The organism is Vibrio sp. Of7-15 (assembly GCF_022347565.1).
GTDB lineage: Bacteria > Pseudomonadota > Gammaproteobacteria > Enterobacterales > Vibrionaceae > NORP241.
The window spans coordinates 137,322-155,148 of sequence record NZ_JAKRGH010000011.1 but is presented as its reverse complement, the minus strand read 5'-3'; the positions used below and the strand labels follow the sequence as shown (position 1 = coordinate 155,148).

Annotated in this window: 13 protein-coding genes; 11 read left to right on the top strand and 2 right to left on the bottom strand. The window is 41.4% G+C overall.

What is annotated here, in order from left to right; translation table 11 throughout:
- Positions 1-180 precede the first annotated feature (180 nt).
- On the bottom strand, positions 181-1,803 hold the full coding sequence (locus MHO82_RS13635; protein ID WP_239184502.1) for a sigma-54-dependent Fis family transcriptional regulator: 1,623 nt from the start codon (positions 1,801-1,803) through the stop codon (positions 181-183).
- A complete protein-coding gene (gene tssH, locus MHO82_RS13630; RefSeq protein WP_239184501.1) occupies positions 1,790-4,453 on the bottom strand; it encodes a type VI secretion system ATPase TssH in 2,664 nt (887 codons plus the stop codon). Before tssH ends, MHO82_RS13635 begins: the two co-directional genes overlap by 14 nt.
- Positions 4,454-4,946: 493 nt before the next feature.
- Here tssH and MHO82_RS13625 point away from each other — a divergent pair, with 493 nt between their 5' ends.
- The 11 genes from MHO82_RS13625 (at position 4,947) to tssE (ending at position 17,816) form a co-directional block, all read left to right on the top strand.
- Complete coding sequence (locus MHO82_RS13625; RefSeq protein ID WP_239184500.1) at positions 4,947-5,465, top strand: Hcp family type VI secretion system effector; 519 nt, start codon at positions 4,947-4,949, stop codon at positions 5,463-5,465.
- 65 nt (positions 5,466-5,530) lie between these two features.
- A complete protein-coding gene (gene tssI / locus MHO82_RS13620; RefSeq protein WP_239184499.1) occupies positions 5,531-7,609 on the top strand; it encodes a type VI secretion system tip protein TssI/VgrG in 2,079 nt (692 codons plus the stop codon).
- Positions 7,610-7,661: 52 nt separating this feature from the next.
- The gene (locus MHO82_RS13615) at positions 7,662-8,087 is read left to right on the top strand and encodes a DUF6484 domain-containing protein (protein WP_239184506.1); all 426 of its coding nucleotides are present in this window, start codon (positions 7,662-7,664) and stop codon (positions 8,085-8,087) included.
- Positions 8,088-8,094: 7 nt separating this feature from the next.
- Entirely contained in the window at positions 8,095-9,435 is a 1,341-nt protein-coding gene (locus MHO82_RS13610) for a hypothetical protein (RefSeq protein WP_239184498.1), read from the top strand.
- Positions 9,416-10,408, top strand: a complete 993-nt coding sequence (locus tag MHO82_RS13605) for a DUF2169 domain-containing protein (protein WP_239184497.1) — start codon at positions 9,416-9,418, stop codon at positions 10,406-10,408. The genes MHO82_RS13610 and MHO82_RS13605 overlap by 20 nt, the downstream gene beginning before the upstream one ends.
- Before the next feature lie 2 nt (positions 10,409-10,410).
- On the top strand, positions 10,411-11,352 hold the full coding sequence (locus tag MHO82_RS13600) for a hypothetical protein (protein WP_239184496.1): 942 nt from the start codon (positions 10,411-10,413) through the stop codon (positions 11,350-11,352).
- Between the two features lie 435 nt (positions 11,353-11,787).
- On the top strand, positions 11,788-13,788 hold the full coding sequence (locus MHO82_RS13595) for a protein kinase (RefSeq protein ID WP_239184495.1): 2,001 nt from the start codon (positions 11,788-11,790) through the stop codon (positions 13,786-13,788).
- A gap of 1 nt (position 13,789) precedes the next feature.
- Positions 13,790-15,361, top strand: coding sequence for a type VI secretion system protein TssA (gene tssA, locus MHO82_RS13590; protein WP_239184494.1), 1,572 nt, complete (start codon positions 13,790-13,792; stop codon positions 15,359-15,361).
- Positions 15,362-15,370: 9 nt separating this feature from the next.
- Positions 15,371-15,868 carry a type VI secretion system contractile sheath small subunit gene (gene tssB / locus MHO82_RS13585; protein ID WP_239184493.1) on the top strand — a complete coding sequence of 166 codons (498 nt, stop codon included), beginning with the start codon at positions 15,371-15,373 and terminating at the stop codon, positions 15,866-15,868.
- A gap of 8 nt (positions 15,869-15,876) precedes the next feature.
- Positions 15,877-17,355 (top strand): type VI secretion system contractile sheath large subunit, encoded by a 1,479-nt coding sequence (tssC, locus tag MHO82_RS13580; RefSeq protein ID WP_239184492.1) that lies wholly within the window; start codon positions 15,877-15,879, stop codon positions 17,353-17,355.
- A gap of 50 nt (positions 17,356-17,405) precedes the next feature.
- Positions 17,406-17,816 carry a type VI secretion system baseplate subunit TssE gene (gene tssE, locus MHO82_RS13575; protein ID WP_239184491.1) on the top strand — a complete coding sequence of 137 codons (411 nt, stop codon included), beginning with the start codon at positions 17,406-17,408 and terminating at the stop codon, positions 17,814-17,816.
- Positions 17,817-17,827: the final 11 nt, after the last annotated feature.

Here is a 17,827-nt window from a genome sequence, read left to right as displayed (position 1 = left end):
ATTAGGAGCAGAAGATCTCAGCAGTTGGGATGACGGTGCTGTAGTGGTTACAGTCCGCGGGGACAATAATCTGGGAGCAACGGCAACAGAAGTCACGCGTACCTTCACCATCGAGCCTTAAGATATATAGGAAATTATGCCAATAAAAAAACCGCCTTTCGGCGGTTTTTTTATTGGCTGTTAATTAGAAGGGCTAATCGCGTATTTTTTCATTTTGTGGTTGAGGGTACTCATGGGTAGCCCAAGTTGCTCCGCCACTCTTTTTGTTTGCCAGTTGTTTGTTTTCAAAAAGTCGATGATCACACTGCGCTCGTAGTTATTCACCGTGTCTTTTAACGATGCAGGAGACGAGGAATCTATAGGCGATTCGTCACCAAAGGTGGCGGTTTTTTCTGGGTTGAACGTTTTTGGTTCTGGTGCTGTAATGTTCATGTTTTCATCACCCAGTTCAACATTTTCAATACTGATGAAATCAGATAATAAAACAGCTCGCTCTATGACATTACGCAGCTCTCGCACGTTACCTGGAAATGCGTAATCCATAAGTTGCTTTTTGGCTGTTTGAGTAAGCACGGGCAATTGCTCTAAGCCTAGCTTTTTACCTGTCATGGTAATAAAGTGTTCTGATAGCGGCATAATGTCGGCTTTACGCTCTCTTAAAGCGGGTAAAGTGACCGGGAACACATTCAGTCGATAAAATAAATCCGCTCTGAACTCATTGTTCTGAATCTTTTCCATTAGATGACAGTGGGTTGCAGCGATCACTCGTACATTAACGGTGATTTCTTTATTACTGCCTATAGGGCGTAAGGTTCTTTCTTGCAGTACGCGCAGTAGCTTCGCTTGCAGTAACAATGGCATGTCGCCAATTTCATCTAAAAACAGCGTCCCGCCATCGGCAGCTTCAAAAAGCCCCACTTTATCCCTGTCAGCGCCAGTGAAAGCGCCTTTTTTATGGCCAAACAGTTCAGATTCGAGTAATTGATCTGGAATGGCGGCACAGTTTTGAACAATAAAAGGCGCTTTTGCACGATCCGAGTTCTCGTGGATGTACTTGGCGATCACCTCTTTACCTGTGCCGGTCTCTCCTCGCAGTAGAACATCCACAGGGAGAGCGAGAATTCGTTGTAAGCGAGAAAGGACTTCGTTCATTTCATCGCTTTCGGCAATAGGGCCGTTGTAGTTTTTTTGTTTACGTTGCTTTAATCGTTTGTTTTCCGTACTTAGTGCTTTGTTATCTGCGCTTAATTCCTTCATTGAACTGCCATATTGTTCTAGTAAAACAGCTTGTCGGATACTGGTTGCGGCCAGTTTGGTAAATACGCTGAGGCTTTGTTCATCATCAATAACATTAAGATCGAATAAAACCAGTAATCCGACCGTTTGTTTTTGATGATCACTTAAAGGCCACACCAGTAAATTTACGCTTTTAGAACCAAGTGCCTGTTCTGCATTGTAGATGGCATCACAATCGTAGCCGTTGTACTCATAAAGGTTATTGATCAGTACGACTTCACCTGTTGTGATTGCATAACCAAATGGATCGTTTTCTTTTAGCGATTCAAGAGCCAGAGGCGTCCAAGGGTGTTGGAGTAAGGGCGCTTCCTTATAATGAACTGTTGTAGGAACCAGCGCTTCTCCTGTTTGATTCAGAACATAAATAATACCGTGACTGGCTAAAGTGAGCTGGCGCGCAGCAGCCAAAATGGCATCCATGGTGGACGCCAATTGACTCCTATCAGCCAACGAGTGGCTGATAGCAAGTAGAGCATTATTCAGTTCTCCAGTATTAACTGAAGGCATACTCAATGTTTCCTTGTTCATCAACTGAAACCGTGATGGTGGTGTGTGAATCATCACGATCTTGAGTTAATAGTTGGGTTGAAAGCTGTGGTAATAGCTGACGGTTGATCACTGCATCAATGTTACGGGCACCCGTTTCACTTAGGCGACAGTTACCTAACACAAACTCAACTAACCGCTCGTCGTAGCTTAAGTTCAGGTTGTGGTTGTTTTGTAGGCGTTCACTTAACTTATTCAGTTTGTGGTGAATGATGGCCGTCATTGCTTCGTCTGCTAACGGTAGGAATGGGATCACATTCATACGAGCAAGCAGAGCTGGCTTAAAGTGATGGTTTAGGGTTGGACGAATGGCTTCTGCCACCGTGCTTGCATCCACATCTGGTGTTTGTTGTGTGATGGTTTCGATTTCTTGTGTTGCTAGGTTACTGGTCATTAAGATCAGTGTGTTTTTAAAATCGATTGCACGGCCTTCACCATCGTTTAGCGTACCTTTATCAAATACTTGATAGAACAGGTTGAGTACTTCAGGATCGGCTTTTTCTACTTCATCAAGCAGAACAACAGAGTAAGGGCGTTGGCGTACCGCTTCTGTTAACATACCGCCTTCACCATAACCCACGTAACCTGGAGGTGAGCCGATCAAACGAGACACGGTGTGTTTCTCTTGGAATTCAGACATGTTGATGGTGGTCATAAAGCGTTCGCCACCAAACAGTTGGTCAGCAATCACACGTGCGGTTTCTGTTTTACCTACACCACTTGGACCAACCAGTAAGAAAACGCCCGTTGGTGCATCTGGGTTAGTTAGGCCTGCTTTTGCGGTTTGAATGCCTTGTGCTAGCGCATCGATAGCAAAAGATTGCCCTTTGATTTCATCACCTAATGAACTTTTCAGGTTGAGGGTAGTCGCCGATTCATCTTGCAGCATTTTACCCATTGGGATGCCTGTCCAATCTGAAATAACTTGGCCAACTTCTTCTGGGCCAACTTCGAAATGAACAAGTGGGTTATTGCCGCGACAAGCATCGAGTTTTTCATGACAAGCGTGAATGGCTTGGCGAAGCTCAGGCTCTGTTAATGTCTCTTCCGCTAGTGCTGCATCATCTTCGCTTGCTTCGTTCGCGTGATTTTCTTCAGGGTTAGTGATGGCATGAAGCTGCTCACGTAACGAAATCATTTCTTGGATGTGCGCTTTTTCCTCTTCCCATTGACTGGTAAGGGTTTTTAGCTCTTCGGTGTTTTCAGCGATTTGTTCTTCTAGATCAGGGATCAAAGCAGCATTACGCTTATCGCCCGTTTGTTGTTGTTCATCGCGTTGTAAACCTTGCAGTTCACGTTTACACGCGGCGATTTGCTGTTGTAGGGTTTCAATTGGCGCTGGGGTAGCGTTTAAGCTGATGTTAACACGAGCACAAGCGGTGTCTAATACATCAATGGCTTTGTCCGGCAGTTGACGACCAGAAATATAACGCGAAGATAAAGCCGCCGCAGAAGAGATGGCATCATCACGAACGTAGACGCTGTGTGATTTTTCATATACAGGGCGTAAACCACGGATGATAAGAGCCGCTTCTTCTGGTGATGGTTCATCGAGTTTAACAAGCTGGAAACGACGAGCCAGAGCAGGGTCTTTTTCGAAGTACTTTTTGTACTCAGACCAAGTAGTTGCAGCAATGGTTTTTACTTCACCACGAGCGAGCGCTGGTTTTAATAAGTTGGCTGCATCACTGCCACCCGCTTGGTTGCCACCGCCGACTAAGGTGTGCGCTTCATCAATGAATAAGATGATAGGCGTTGGTGAGTTCTTCACTTCATCTAATACGCCATTTAGACGTTTTTCGAATTCACCTTTAACGCTAGCACCGGCTTGAAGTAGGCCCATGTCTAGGCCGAATAGCTCGACACCTTTTAGAATGTCTGGCACATCGCCTTCAACGATTTTTAGTGCTAAGCCTTCAACAACGGCAGTTTTACCAACACCAGGCTCACCCACGGCAATTGGGTTGTTTTTACGACGACGCGCTAAAATATCAATGATTTGGCGGATTTCACGGTCGCGACAAAAAACCGGATCAATCTCGCCGTTGCGTGCTTTGCCAGTGAAGTCGATGGTGTACTTACTGAGTGCAGAACCTTCTTGACGTGAATCTTCGCTGTCTGAGCTGGCGACTTGCGCTTCGATGGAAGAAGAGGTTAGCTCGGTAAAGTTACGTTTTAGGTTTTCTGCATTAATGCTCTCTAAAAGAGAGGAATATGAATGCTGGCCATAACGAAGTGGGTTACTGACTAACGCAAGTAGCAGAGCACCACTTCGGATTTGAGTTTGCCCTAAATCGATGGAAGACATTAACCACGTTTCTTGCAGCCATTCAATAAGTAGTGCTGAAAATACTGGCTTTCCACTGCTGCTTTTTTCACAGCGCTCTAAGCTTGATTTAATAGACTGACGTAATAAATTTTCTGAACAATCAAAATGATTTAAAAGCACATCAATATCATTACTTGGGCGCTCTAGTAAGCTTAAAAAGTAATGCTCAATAAGAACTTCTGCGGAGCGCTCAGAAACGGCTAGGGCTGCTGCGTCTTCTAAAGCCACTTTAGCAAGCGGGTGTAGACGCTGAATCAGAGAGGATAGATTTACGTTTATCATGTCTTTACTTCGTAATATTAAAAAGAGGGCCATTATAGACGAAGTAGAAATTTAACTTATTAAGCAACCGTGTTTGGTAAGCTATATTTAGGCTAAATAAAACCATATATATTAAATATGACTTTTAAAACTTTCCTTAGTTAAATAAAAGGTTTTTTTTATATTTCATAATGACGGTTTTGATAGGTGAAATAACTTATTTTGTTTTATTTGATCTGAAATGATTAATTATGAAAAGTTCTCTTTCTTTATTCTAGTCATCTATATGATAAATTTTCAATGAAAAATGGATTAATATATTTTTTTTCCAATTTTTTGTTAAAATATCCAAGTAATTGTTTTTAGGCTAGGGTTAAAAATAAGTTATTTTAACTAAGTCTTTGATTTTAAAGGTTTTTAAAAGTTGGCACGGATGGTGCTATATATTAATCATCGCAGTGATTAGCGATTTCGTTTTGAAAAATATTATTAATTAAGAAATAAGGATAACACTATGCCAACTCCTGCTTATATGTCTATTACGGGTGAAACTCAAGGCCACATCACTAAAGACGTTTACTCTGCTGACTCTGTAGGTAACACATGGCAAGAAGCGCACATCGATGAGTTTCTAGTTCAAGAACTTGATCACATCCTAACGGTTCCACGTGATCCTCAAAGTGGTCAGCCTACTGGTCAACGTGTTCACAAACCAATGATCGTGACTAAAGAACAAGACCGTAGTTCTCCACTACTTTTCAACGCACTTGTAAGTGGTGAGAAACTTCCTGAGTGTGTGATTCGTTTCTACCGTACTTCTGTACAAGGTAAGCAAGAGCACTACTACTCAATCAAACTAATCGATGCTCTATTGGTTGACGTTCAAACTCGTATGGCTCACTGTAAAGATGAAGTGACTGCTGACCGTGTTGTTGAAGAAGTACTTAAGTTGACTTACCGTGCAATCGAAGTAACACACGAGAAATGTGGTACGGCTGGTAACGACGACTGGCGTGCTCCTCGCGAAGCTTAATCGCGAATTAGTTTACAGGGGCCAATTAGTTGGCCCTTTGTCGTTATTTGTATCAGGTAAAAGTTATGATAAATGCAGTTCACTTTGAATTTGACGTACAAGGCGCAGAACACGAGTTCCGTGTGGAAAGCTTCCAAGTACAAGAGAGACTATCGCAGCCATTCGAAATCAATTTGTCATTGCTTTCACTTGATGCTGATATCCAATTTGATGATTTAATTCGACAGCCAGCTATCTTAAAAGTAAACGGCCAAGGCACAGGCACCGCTCGTTTTTTTCACGGTGTGATCAGTGAAGTGAGGTTTTTAGGAACAGGTCGTCGTTTTAGCCGATACCAGCTCGTTCTTGTTCCTCAGGCCTGGTTCTTATCTCAGCGACAAGATTTCCGTATATTCCAGGAAAAATCCATCAGTGACATTATTACTGAAGTATTAGATGGAGCAGGGGTTACAGATTATCGTTTAGAGCTTTCCAGGGTTTATTTATCACACGATTATATTCTTCAATATCGAGAAAGTGATTTGCATTTCATCCAGCGTTTAATGGCGCAACATGGAATGTGGTACTACTTTGAGCATACCGACTCAGTTCATACCATGGTCATTGTTGATAACAATGATGTGTTATTGGATTTACCTACCACGGCTGAAAATGCATCAACCGATGGGCCGATCATTTATCATGCCGATGGTGGGGGTGTGGCTGATCGTGAGCATATTTTTAATTTAGAAAGTGTGAACAGAGTTAAAACCGGAGAAGTGACGAAATCCGATTATAACTACAATTACCCTCAGATCCCTCAAGAAGTGACATCAAGTGGGTTAATTGATACTGATCTGGCTTTTTACGATTACCCAGGCCGGTACACAAACCCTGCATCTGGGCAAGCTGAAGTTGGCTATAACCTATCTGATTACGTGGTTGATAATAGTCAAATAGAAGGTCAAAGCTGTGTAATGCGCTTAACACCGGGTTATATTGCTGTTTTTGAGCGTCATCCTCGTGAAGCCCTAAACCGCGACTTTACCCTAGTGAGCGTTCATCATTCAGGTCATGATCCTCAAGTCCATGAAGATGAAAACAGTGGTATGCCGACCACTTATGAAAACAGCTTTGTTTGTATTCCTAGAGATGTGATTTTCCGAGCACCAGCGATGAAAGCCCCTGTGATTGATGGTCCACAAACCGCTGTGGTGGTTGGTCCTGCGGGAGAGGAAATTTTCACGGACGAACTTGGGCGCATTAAGGTGCAATTTCACTGGGATCGCTATGGTGAAAATGACGAAAACTCAGGTTGTTGGATCCGGGTTAGTCAGTCAATGGCCGCACCGAATTGGGGCGCAGTCTACTTACCACGAATTGGTCATGAGGTAATTGTCGACTTTTTGGATGGGGATCCCGATCGTCCTTTGGTTACCGGTGCTGTTTATAACGGTTTGCATTTTCCTCCTTATTCTTTACCGGAAAATAAAACTCGTACGACCATCCGAACACAAACCCATAAAGGGGTCGGGTATAATGAACTGAGTTTTGAAGATGAGGCGAACCGAGAAGAAGTTTACATTCGCGCTCAAAAAGACATGTCTACGGAAGTGCTCAATAACCGTTTTCGTGATATCGGTAACGATGAATTTTTGAAAGTAGGACGCCACCAAACCAATGAGGTTCAGGCTGATCATAAAGAAACCATTCATGGCCATAAAACAACCCAAGTAAACAGCACCTTTACTGAAACGGTTGAACAAGATGTGACTGTAACTTATAACGCCAATGAAACGCAGTCGGTTGCTAAGAATAGTACGCTAGATATTGGTGAAAACAGAACATCGAAAATTGGAAAAAATGATGACCTGGATGTTGGTTCCAACAGTAATTTAAAAGTTGGTGCTTCACGTACCGCAGACATTAGTGCGGATGATAACACGCAAGTTGGTGGTAATTTAACGGTTGCTGTTACTGGTAATACGTCTTTTAATGCAGATAAAGCCACACAAATTATCAGTGGTGATAAAATAGTGTTAAAAACGGGTGGCGCTCAGTTAGTCATGAACAGCGATGGTTCAATTAAACTATCAGGCTCTTCCATCACACTAGAAGGCAGTGATAAAGTTGTTGTTAAAGGCGGTAAAGTTGCAATCAACTAATAAAGAAACGGTAAACCTTGAGGCAAGCCGTGAAGATGCGGGCGAGGGTGCTATCACCCTAGCTCGGTTTGGCAAAATAGTATCAATTAATGAGTCTAACCAAAGTGTGCGCATTGATTTTGAAGGAAATCCTTATGATATGCCTATTAATGCGAGATTAGGGCGTGCATTTAGCGCCTCTGAGCTGCAGTTAGCCATTGATAATGAATTTGCATGCCGGGTGGAATTCATTGGTGGTGATATTAATCTTCCTATTATTACGGATGTCTTTTTTTCATTGTTAGACAAAAGCGATGAATTGATAATAAAGGCTAAGTCCATCACTTTAGAAGCCGAGCAAGAGCTTGTTGTAAAAAGTGGCCAAACTTCGACTCGTTACAGTGGCCGTGATGGCCGGGTCAGTACAAACGCGAAATATGTTACCAGTCAGGCTGAAAAAGCTCAGATTATTCGTGGTTCTACAGTATCAATAAATTAAGGTAAACATGACTCATGGGATGATTCTTCATCAAGAGGATGAAATAAAAAAAATCTCAGAAGAAGATCTAAATCTTCTGAAACAAAAAGTCGACGAAGCTATTGGGCGGGTGAATGAAGATTCATCCGCCGTTTCTGTTTTTTGTAAAGAAAAAGCGACCCTAGCGGGAGAAGCGCTGTCGTTCTACGTAAAACAGTTAAAACGTCAGTTGAGTATAGGGTTACCACAAGAAAGCCAGCCATATTGGAAATTAGTAAAAAAGAATATTCACAAAGTAGAAAATGCGTTAGTCGAATTATTTAAAATTGATCCAGGTTATGTCTATTTATTAGCGGAAGAATACCCAGACTCCGCCGTTTGGATGTGCCAATCCCTTGCCTTAGAAAAGGTGGATAAGTTAAGCAGCCAATACAGCCTGTTATGGATAGATCTTCTGGGTGAAAAGGAGTGGCGCTCTTTAGCCTATCTTTCTCCATCGGTTGGTTTGCAGATTTCACTAGAGCTGATGGTGCATGGAGAAACTAAATTTTCACCGTTTTGTTTTTCTATCCAGAAAGATAAAAATGAGTTGAGTACTCAATATGTACAACTATTGCTGAAAAATGAACGACGAGACGTTCAACACAGTGCTAATGAGTACCTAGCGACCAAGAATCTTGCAGATAATGTGGAATGGCTACTTGAAAATACCAAGGCAGAAGACAATTTGTTTTCACATATTTTGGTACGTAGTGATAGAACGGCATGGTTTCGTGAGCTCTATATCAATACCGAGCAGAACATGGACACTGAGATGGTCTGTTGGGCCACGGTTCTTGAACTCCCTGAAGTTGAAGATTTAACGGGTAAAATAGAGATAGCAAATGAGTTTGCGCATGTAGTATTTGCGTTATCTGGGGATACATCCCGAGTTGCTGATATCTTAACTTACCTAAAAAGTGCAGATGAAAATACGATCGATCAATGGGTGAATACACTTTACGTTATGTTTGGTGAGCAACTGCCTTTGCAACCAAATCAGCTAGGTATTGATATCGAATATGATTCAGCAATCAATTTGTTAGTAGAATGGTGGCAGCAATCTTCTTATGGTGGGGGATCTAAATTACGGCTTGGCAAGCGCATCCATTTTGAATCTTCGGTGGACGTTTTATTGAGCCCACATATTCATGCTGAGCTTAGATTATGGGTCTGGAAAGAGTTATGCATTGTTTCACGAGCCTACTTTCCATGGAGCCCTTATTTGATGCCTGAAAAACAAATGCCGTCGTTGTTGCGCTTTAAAGCGAACGCAGCGGCTAAAGAACGTTTTAACCTAAGGAGTCGTCATGCAATTGTGGGATATTGAGTGCGCTTATCCCTATTCAGTAAAAGGGCGGTTTCAGCGTGATAAGAATGGTCACGAAGTGTGGATTGTATGCTTAAAAAAAGCTTGGCAGCATACAAAAGGTGAATGGCACGAAGTAACAACTCATCCAGAGGTTCTTGACGATCCTGTGTATTCTGGAGAGCCAGGTTTATCCAGCTTAATACAAGATCATGACTTTTCTATCGAGAAAACCAACACTGATATTATTTTGCACGGTAAAGCGCGAACGCTTCTAAAGCGCTCGGCTACACAACATCATTGTCGGCTCTTGGTGGAAGGGCATGTTGATAAATCACTGGTGATCAAAGGGGATAGACAGTGGGTGAGCCAAGCTGGAAGCGTTCTTCCTTCAGTGCCTGCCCCGTTCATAGAGAAAGAGATCGATTTATCACATGCAATGGGTGGAAACGATGAACGTAACCGATTAGGGTGCGGTGTTGATGATAAGGTTTCCCAATTAATGCAACAAAATATACCTTCTGTTTTCTATCCTAATGAAGACTGGAGCGCCTATGCCCTTAAAACTCGGGTAGCCGGCTTTGGGCCTTTACCTGTGTTTAGTCAGTTGCGTTCTCGTTATGCGGGAACGTTTGATCAACGTTGGTTTGATGAACGTCGCCCTTTATTCCCCAAAGATTTCGATAAGCAATTTTATCAATCGGCACCACTAGATCAGCAATGTGATGGCTTTCTTTTGGGAGGAGAGAGATTTGTAGTTTCTGGTTTCTCACATGAAGATGCTTTGTCATTTTTCTTACCAAAAGATCATTTTAGGGCTGAAGCCTCATTTTCTGATGAAGAGCACAAGACAAGCAAAGCGATGAATTTACAAACGGTATTTATAGATACTGAAGAAGAAATGATCGCTGCGTGCTGGTCTGCTGCTTTCCCTTGTCAAGGTAGAGAGCATTTGTTGGCATCAACAAAAATAGTGAAGTCACTTGAGGTTTAGTTTTGCTAGATAGATATATTTTGTGTTCAGATGTAGTTGTTCCAACTGGCTTTAATTTAGATTTGGCCAGGGCTGTGTATCAAGCTGACCTAGGGAACTTTGACTCTGAAAAAGACAGTGTTGATGGGCAAATGAAGACGGTGGCGAGGATCCCATTTATTGCAGAGGAAGAAAGCGTTTCTCGTATCTTCGCTATATTGGATATGGTGATGACTAACATAATGGGTAAATTGACCATTAATTTAAAGCCATTGCCTTTATATATAACGCTGCCGGATTGCATTACAGATGCCGTTCTAGCCGACTGGAAAGAAAAGAGCGAGTTTAGTAAATACATTTCTCATGTAAGCCTAAGACAAGAAAAGGGAAATCAATTCCTTGAGTATGCGTTAAATGAGATCACCGACCATGATGCGATATTGTGTGTTGCTATAGATGATCCTATTCGTCGATTTGATGAATATGCTCAAGAGCGTTTGTTATTTTCAAGCCAAACCCCATGGGGGATCATACCCAGCGAAGGTGGAGTTGGCTTAGTGTTTACCAAGCGCGCGGTGGTTGATACTTTGAAATTGCAACCGGAATCAAAAGTGGACTCATTTTTTATCGATAGGCGAGCAGATGATGGACGAGCTTGTTCTCGATTAGCTAGGGTTAATGGCAAAACGAGTACCAATTTTGGCTATATATATAGTGATATGACAAATCAACGCCATCATGTTGAGGATTATGGTTTTGCTATCGGTGCTCGAAGCGAATTATTTCCGAACCCTGAAGCAGTAAACTTAATTAATGAAATGTGGGGGAACCTTGGGGATGCTTCCAGTTTAACCACGCTCACATTAGCCAGTAATGAAGTGTCTTCTGAAATGTGCTCAACTTTGTTTCTTTTTGGCGACCGAGGGACAAGAGCCATCATGACGATTTCAAAGTATGGTGTATAAATCAGGCCCTCGTTAACAATAATCTAACCTCTCTTTATTGGCCAGAACTCCAGCTATGATTTAAATCTTATGAAGAAAAGCGATCTTTATTCAGTTATTTAGCATTGATAGTGACAGTTTTGGTCATTACCCTTAATCTGGTTCTGTTCCACAGGTGAACCCTGAAAACGCCCCTTAGGTGAAACTTTAGTCTATTCAGTGTTTTTTCCATTGTAATAGAGTTTATGGTGATGCCAGCGAAGTATGGTCGCTCATTGTCTCTAACATAGAGTGTGAGTTTTAATAAACGGTGGCTTTTCTTTCGATGTATTTTATAGTCAAAATGCCTAAACTAACCTTCAAAAAGAGCCTTTAATAATAGCCTATTGATAACATGACACCATAAAATGTAAAGTGGTGGAATATGCTATTACTGTGTTATTCAAAGGGATCGTTTTGTCTGAACAAAAAAGCTCGACTTCCAATGTAATTAGTTCTCTTGTTACTAAAGCAATTGAGAAAAAAGAGCAGCGTAAGCTAGATCTAGAGCTATCAAGACGCCCTGATTTTAAAAAGATCTTATTTTCTCAGTTTGATATCTTAGATATTATAACTAAGCCAGAACGTGACACAGTTATTTACCACTTGGCAAAAAAAGACGATCCTAGCAAGCAGTTATGTTGTAAAACGGTCAGTAATGCAAATAATAAAGCCAGTACTTCTTTAATCGTTAATGAAGCTTCTAAGATTGAAATCTGTCAGCACCCAAATATCGTTAGCTTTATAAAAACTGGCAGTGAATTTAATACGCCATATTTTATGTGCGAATGGATAGATGGTGAAACTCTATCCAGTAAAATAGAACGATATAAAGAGAAAGGGTTTAGGCATGATCATATTGCGTGGTTGGTTTATCAATTAGCGGGTGCACTTGAATACATGCATTTGAATGGTGTGTGCCACTTAGATGTAAAACCATCCAATATTATTATTTCTCAAGACGATTCTTTGAAATTAATTGATTTTGGTGCCGCTCAATATATTGGTGAAAAAAATACCGTTATAGAAGCAAGTCTAGGGTATGCCTCTCCAGACTATGTAAAGCATGGTGATGGAACCCCACAAGATGATGTGTTTTCCCTCGCGGTAATGACGTATCATCTGTTTGTTGGTACAACATCAAATGCTAGCTTCATTAAAGACTTCAAAGGCAGTAAACGACCAAAATGCATTCCGAAACATGTGTGGTCACTTATTACCAAAGTTATTCTTCAGCCGAGAAATCATGGTTTCTCCCCCATTACTTTTGCTCAGACCTTAGGTCAGATTGACATTAAGCATGAGTGGGGTGGCGTTCCGATATTTAAAAACCTACGTAATGCAGATCTCGTTTTAGCACAGACTCGTTCAGTGAAGTCTGAGATGGTCAATAGCTGGAAATACTTAGAGCTGACACTCGTTTCTGCTGTGGTTCTTTTCGTTGTGTTACTGCTTGATCGTAACTTTGACATGTTAGGGCCAAGTGCCGAGGACACCAGTGTACAGACACAATCGGCGATTTTAGAAAAGGCAAGTCACTTTTCTAGCGTACTTTTTTCGGCTGATCCATGGTCTGCGGATACAAAAATCACGAATTTGCATAACTTACCCCTAGTTGAAGCATCGCCTGATAGCCAGGAAGACATTAAGGCCATTGAGCACTTTTATGCTCTGAAAAATAAGTCAGAAGAAAATAGATATAAAAAGCATGAAAAGTGGGTGACTGAACGCCAAAAATACAATCAAACGGAACATGCAAATTTAACAAAAATAAAAGGCAATGTTTCAAACTTGAATGAATATTTAGTTGAGTCTGGAGTGAATGTTGACCAGATCACGAAAGAAATCATGCTATCTTTGATGTTTAACGTTGGTAATTCCATTGAGTCGATGGAAAATTACTCTTTAGGTTATGATCTAAAGCCTTCTGAATTAGCTTTATCTATTGAGCAAGGAAAAGGTGAGGTAGTCCAGAAATACCTTAGAAACGCTTGGGAAAGATCACAGGCAGAATCTTTTTATTATTCTCATGTTTTGGCTAATGAAATAACGCTAGCATCGATGAAAAGGGCAGATGAGCTTGCGGAAGGTAATTTATATACTCGCGCTATTAAGCTGATTGAAAACACCAAAGCAACATTTGGAAGCAATGAACAGTTGGATCTAAAACAAGATGAACTGCTTATTGCACGCAGTGAGTATATTATTTATACCGCTCTTGATGGTGAGTATTCCTATAATCCAAATGTGATTAAAAATGCTTTCAATGACATCAAAAAAATATCTCCAGAAAAAGAAATTCAAATTAGAAAAGATGTGTCTGAAAAAGTGATTAAAAAACTGTCACAAGGGTACATCAATAACAAATTAGATGGCGTAATGAGTATCAACAAAGCGCTTAATATTACTGAGGTTTAACATGTCATTGCCGAGCATTGATGACTTTTTGGTTCCTATTTCAGATGCTTCTCCTTGTGGTGAAGATTCTAAGTATGAATTTTGCTATGAAGTCATGGAAGTTGAAGTTAAAAAGTTTGGGTCTTTGTTTGGTGAGACCGTTGACTGGAACATTGTGAAAACCAATGCTGCCGATGTCATTATTAACTACAGTAAAGACTTGAAAGCCACGTGCTACTTAATTCGTGCTTGGATTGAAGAAGCTCCTGTTCTAGGGATCGCGAATGGTCTTGCTTTATTAGATAAAACACTAGAGGAATTTCACTCTGGCCTTTATCCGAAAAGAAAACGTGGCCGAGACGGGGCACTTGAGTGGTTAGTTAGCCAACTTGAGAGTGTTATTTCTAAACTTGAACTGACTTCTGACGATCTTGAAACCATCAATAACGCGGCTAAATTGAGTCAGGATATTCATTTCAAAATCAGTGAGTATTATGAAGACAGTGAGGTAAGTTTCTTTTCAGTAAGAGATGGCCTAGTTACTGCGTCTAATCGAGTAGAGCCTTGTGACTCGGCACCTGTAGATAATACGCCGATTGTGAATGAAGCCGCTAGTGTTGTTGAAACGCCCGTTCCGGAAGAAGCGCCAAAGGTAGAGCCAGCAGTGGCTAAACCTGCAGCCCCTGTGGAAGTGGCTCCGGCACCAGAGCCTAAAGCTACTGTGGTTAAAAAGGTGGCGGCAAAGCCTGATTTTGAAACGGATTTTTCATCGTCTAGTGAAGCAAGAAAAACCCTTGAGCGCACCGCTGAATATTTATTGTCTCTGGATGCTTCAAGTCCTCTGGCTTATCGAATTTATCGATTTGTTACTTGGCATGAGCTGGATGAATTACCTCCTGTCATATCAGGTAAAAAAACACCATTACGTTTGCCTATTTCAGCTGATCAATGCGCGGAATATCGAGAGGGCAGTAAAAGTGAAGACTGTGCCTCTTTAATTAAGAAATTAGAAAGAAGCCTAGTGAATTCACCATTTTGGCTTACTGGGCATAAATTGCAATTCGATATGCTTGAACACTTAGGGTATTCAGACGCTGCAAAAGCGGTGCAGCAGGAAGCTCAAAGTGTGGTGAAGAAATGGCCTGGGCTTGAGGAGCTGTGTTTTAGTGATGATTTACCGTTTGCTGATGAAGCGACACTTGCTTGGTTGCAAGAACAATCAGCGGCTAAAGTTTCTCCACAAGTCGATATGCTTGAAGAGTTCTCGCTGGACACTGTAACGCCTGACAATATCGGTGAAGTGATTTTTAAGATCTCTCAGTTATTCAATAATGACGGCTCTGGCCGGAGTAGCTTTATTAATCACTTACAGCTAACAGAAGTTTACCAACGTGCTGGTTTATACCAATTATGCTTACCGCATCTAGAAATGAACTGGCCAACACGTATAGAAATGAATCTTGCCCATTGGGAGCCCCAATTGTGCAGACAATTTGATGATCTCGCATTGTCTATTTTACGTCACTTGTATGATAAAGATGAAATGGTGCCAGAGAAATATCAGGTTTGGCTACAAACGATCAATAAACAGTAAGGAATAATTATGTCACGAGATGGCTCAGTTGCGCCAAAAGAGCGTATTAATATTCGCTATGTACCTGCGACAGGCGACGCAAGTGAAGAGGTTGAACTGCCTCTAAGTATGATGGTAGTTGGTGATTTTACAGCCCGTGCTGATGAGACACCAATTGAAGATCGTACACCAATTAATATCGATAAAGATAACTTTAACGACGTGCTTGATGGCTATGCACCAAACGTAAAAGTAAATGTTGAAAATCGTCTTTCTGAAGAAGAAGGCAGCCAGCTTGGTGTGGACTTAACGTTCAACCACATGAGTGACTTCTCTCCAGAAGCGGTTGCTCGTAAGGTACCTGAACTAAACAGTCTACTTGAACTGCGTGAAGCATTAGTTGCACTTAAAGGCCCGCTTGGTAATGCACCTGCATTCCGTAAGCGTATTGCACAAGTACTGCAAGACGAAGAAGCTCGCAACAAGCTACTTGCTGAACTAAACATCGGCGAAGATAAAGAAGGTTAGAGGTAAAAATGACAACGGAAGCTCAAGCGCCTGAGCAGGAAGCAGCGGTAGCTGAATCTGGCTCACTATTAGATAGTATTTTAAATGAAACACGTTTAAAGCCAACAGATGAAGGTTTTGATGTTGCTAAACGTGGTGTAGAAGCCTTTATTTCAGAATTACTAAGCAAAAATGTATCTGAAAAAGTTGATCAATCTTTGGTTGATCTTATGATTTCAGAAATTGACCAAAAACTGTCATCTCAAGTGGATGCGATTTTGCATTCAGAAGAAGTTCAGGCGGTTGAATCAACGTGGCGAGGACTAAAATACTTAGTCGACCATACTGATTTTCGTGAAAATATTCAGATTGAGCTGATCTCTGCGAAAAAAGATGAGCTACTAGAAGACTTCGACGATGCACCTGAAGTTGTGAAAGCTGGTCTATACAAGCAGATCTATACTCGCGAATACGGTCAATTTGGTGGTAAACCAGTGGGTGCGGTAATTTGTGATTACCAATTCTCTGCGGCATCACCAGACATGAAGTTAATGGAATACATGGCGAATGTTGGTGCTATGTCTCATGCTCCATTCATTACTTCGGCTTCTCCGCAATTCTTTGGTCTTGATAGCTATGAAGAGCTACCAAACCTAAAAGATCTGAAATCGGTATTTGAAGGCCCTCAATATACTAAGTGGCGTAGCCTACGTGAGCATGAAGATTCACGTTACTTAGGTCTTTGTGCTTCTCGATTAATGCTTCGCAGCCCTTACTCTGTTGAAGACAACCCAATCAAAGCATTTGACTACAACGAAACGGTTACCGATCGCCATGAGAACTACCTATGGGGTAACTCAGCGTACGCATTAGCATCGAAGATCAGTGAGTCTTTTGCTAAATTCCGTTGGTGTCCAAATATCATCGGTCCACAAAGTGGTGGTACGGTTTCTGACTTACCAGTTCATAACTTTGAGTCTATGGGACAAATTGAAACTAAGATCCCAACTGAAATCTTAGTTTCAGATCGTAGAGAATACGAGCTATCTGAAGAAGGCTTTATTGCACTAACAATGCGTAAAGGTTCAGACAACGCGGCATTCTTCTCTGCAAACTCTGTTCAGAAGCCAAAGTTCTTCGGTAACTCACCGGAAGGTAAGCAAGCAGAGATGAACTACAAACTAGGTACGCAGCTGCCTTATATGTTCATCATTAACCGCTTAGCTCATTACATCAAAGTACTACAACGTGAACAAATTGGTTCATGGAAAGAGCGTACAGATCTTGAAATTGAGTTGAACAAGTGGATTCGTCAGTACGTTTCTGATCAGGAAAACCCGCCAGCAGAAGTTCGTGGTCGACGTCCACTACGTGCTGCACGCGTAGAAGTATCTGATGTTGATGGCGATCCAGGTTGGTACCGCGTGTCTCTATCAGTACGTCCGCACTTCAAATACATGGGTGCGAGCTTTGATCTATCACTAGTTGGTAAATTAGATCAAAACTAAGATCTTATTGCGGCAACTTCGGTTGCCGCTTGTTTTATGGAAAATTAGTGATGGAAAAAGGATATAGGCTACTCGAACGAATTGAACTTGGTGAGAGTAAAAACAGCTTCGAACGGGTTGTCTCTCATAAACACTTTATTGAATCGATTCATTTGCATTTAGCCGATTTACTGAATACGCATTCTGGGAATGCGATGATAGACCAAGAATATGGTTTACCGGATTTCAATGATGTTTTGTCGAATAATTCAAACGTAGTCAGAGAAATTCGTGCAAATATAAAATCTTCCATTGAAAGATTTGAACCACGAATTAGAAATGTCAATGTTATTTATCAGCCTTTAAATGATAACCCTCTGCAGCTAAATTTCGCTATCAAAGGCGAGATATTCCATAACGGAAATCAAGTCCCTCTAGCCATTGATGTTTTTATGGGTGTAGATGGCCAATTTAATGTGTAACTGGAGCTTAA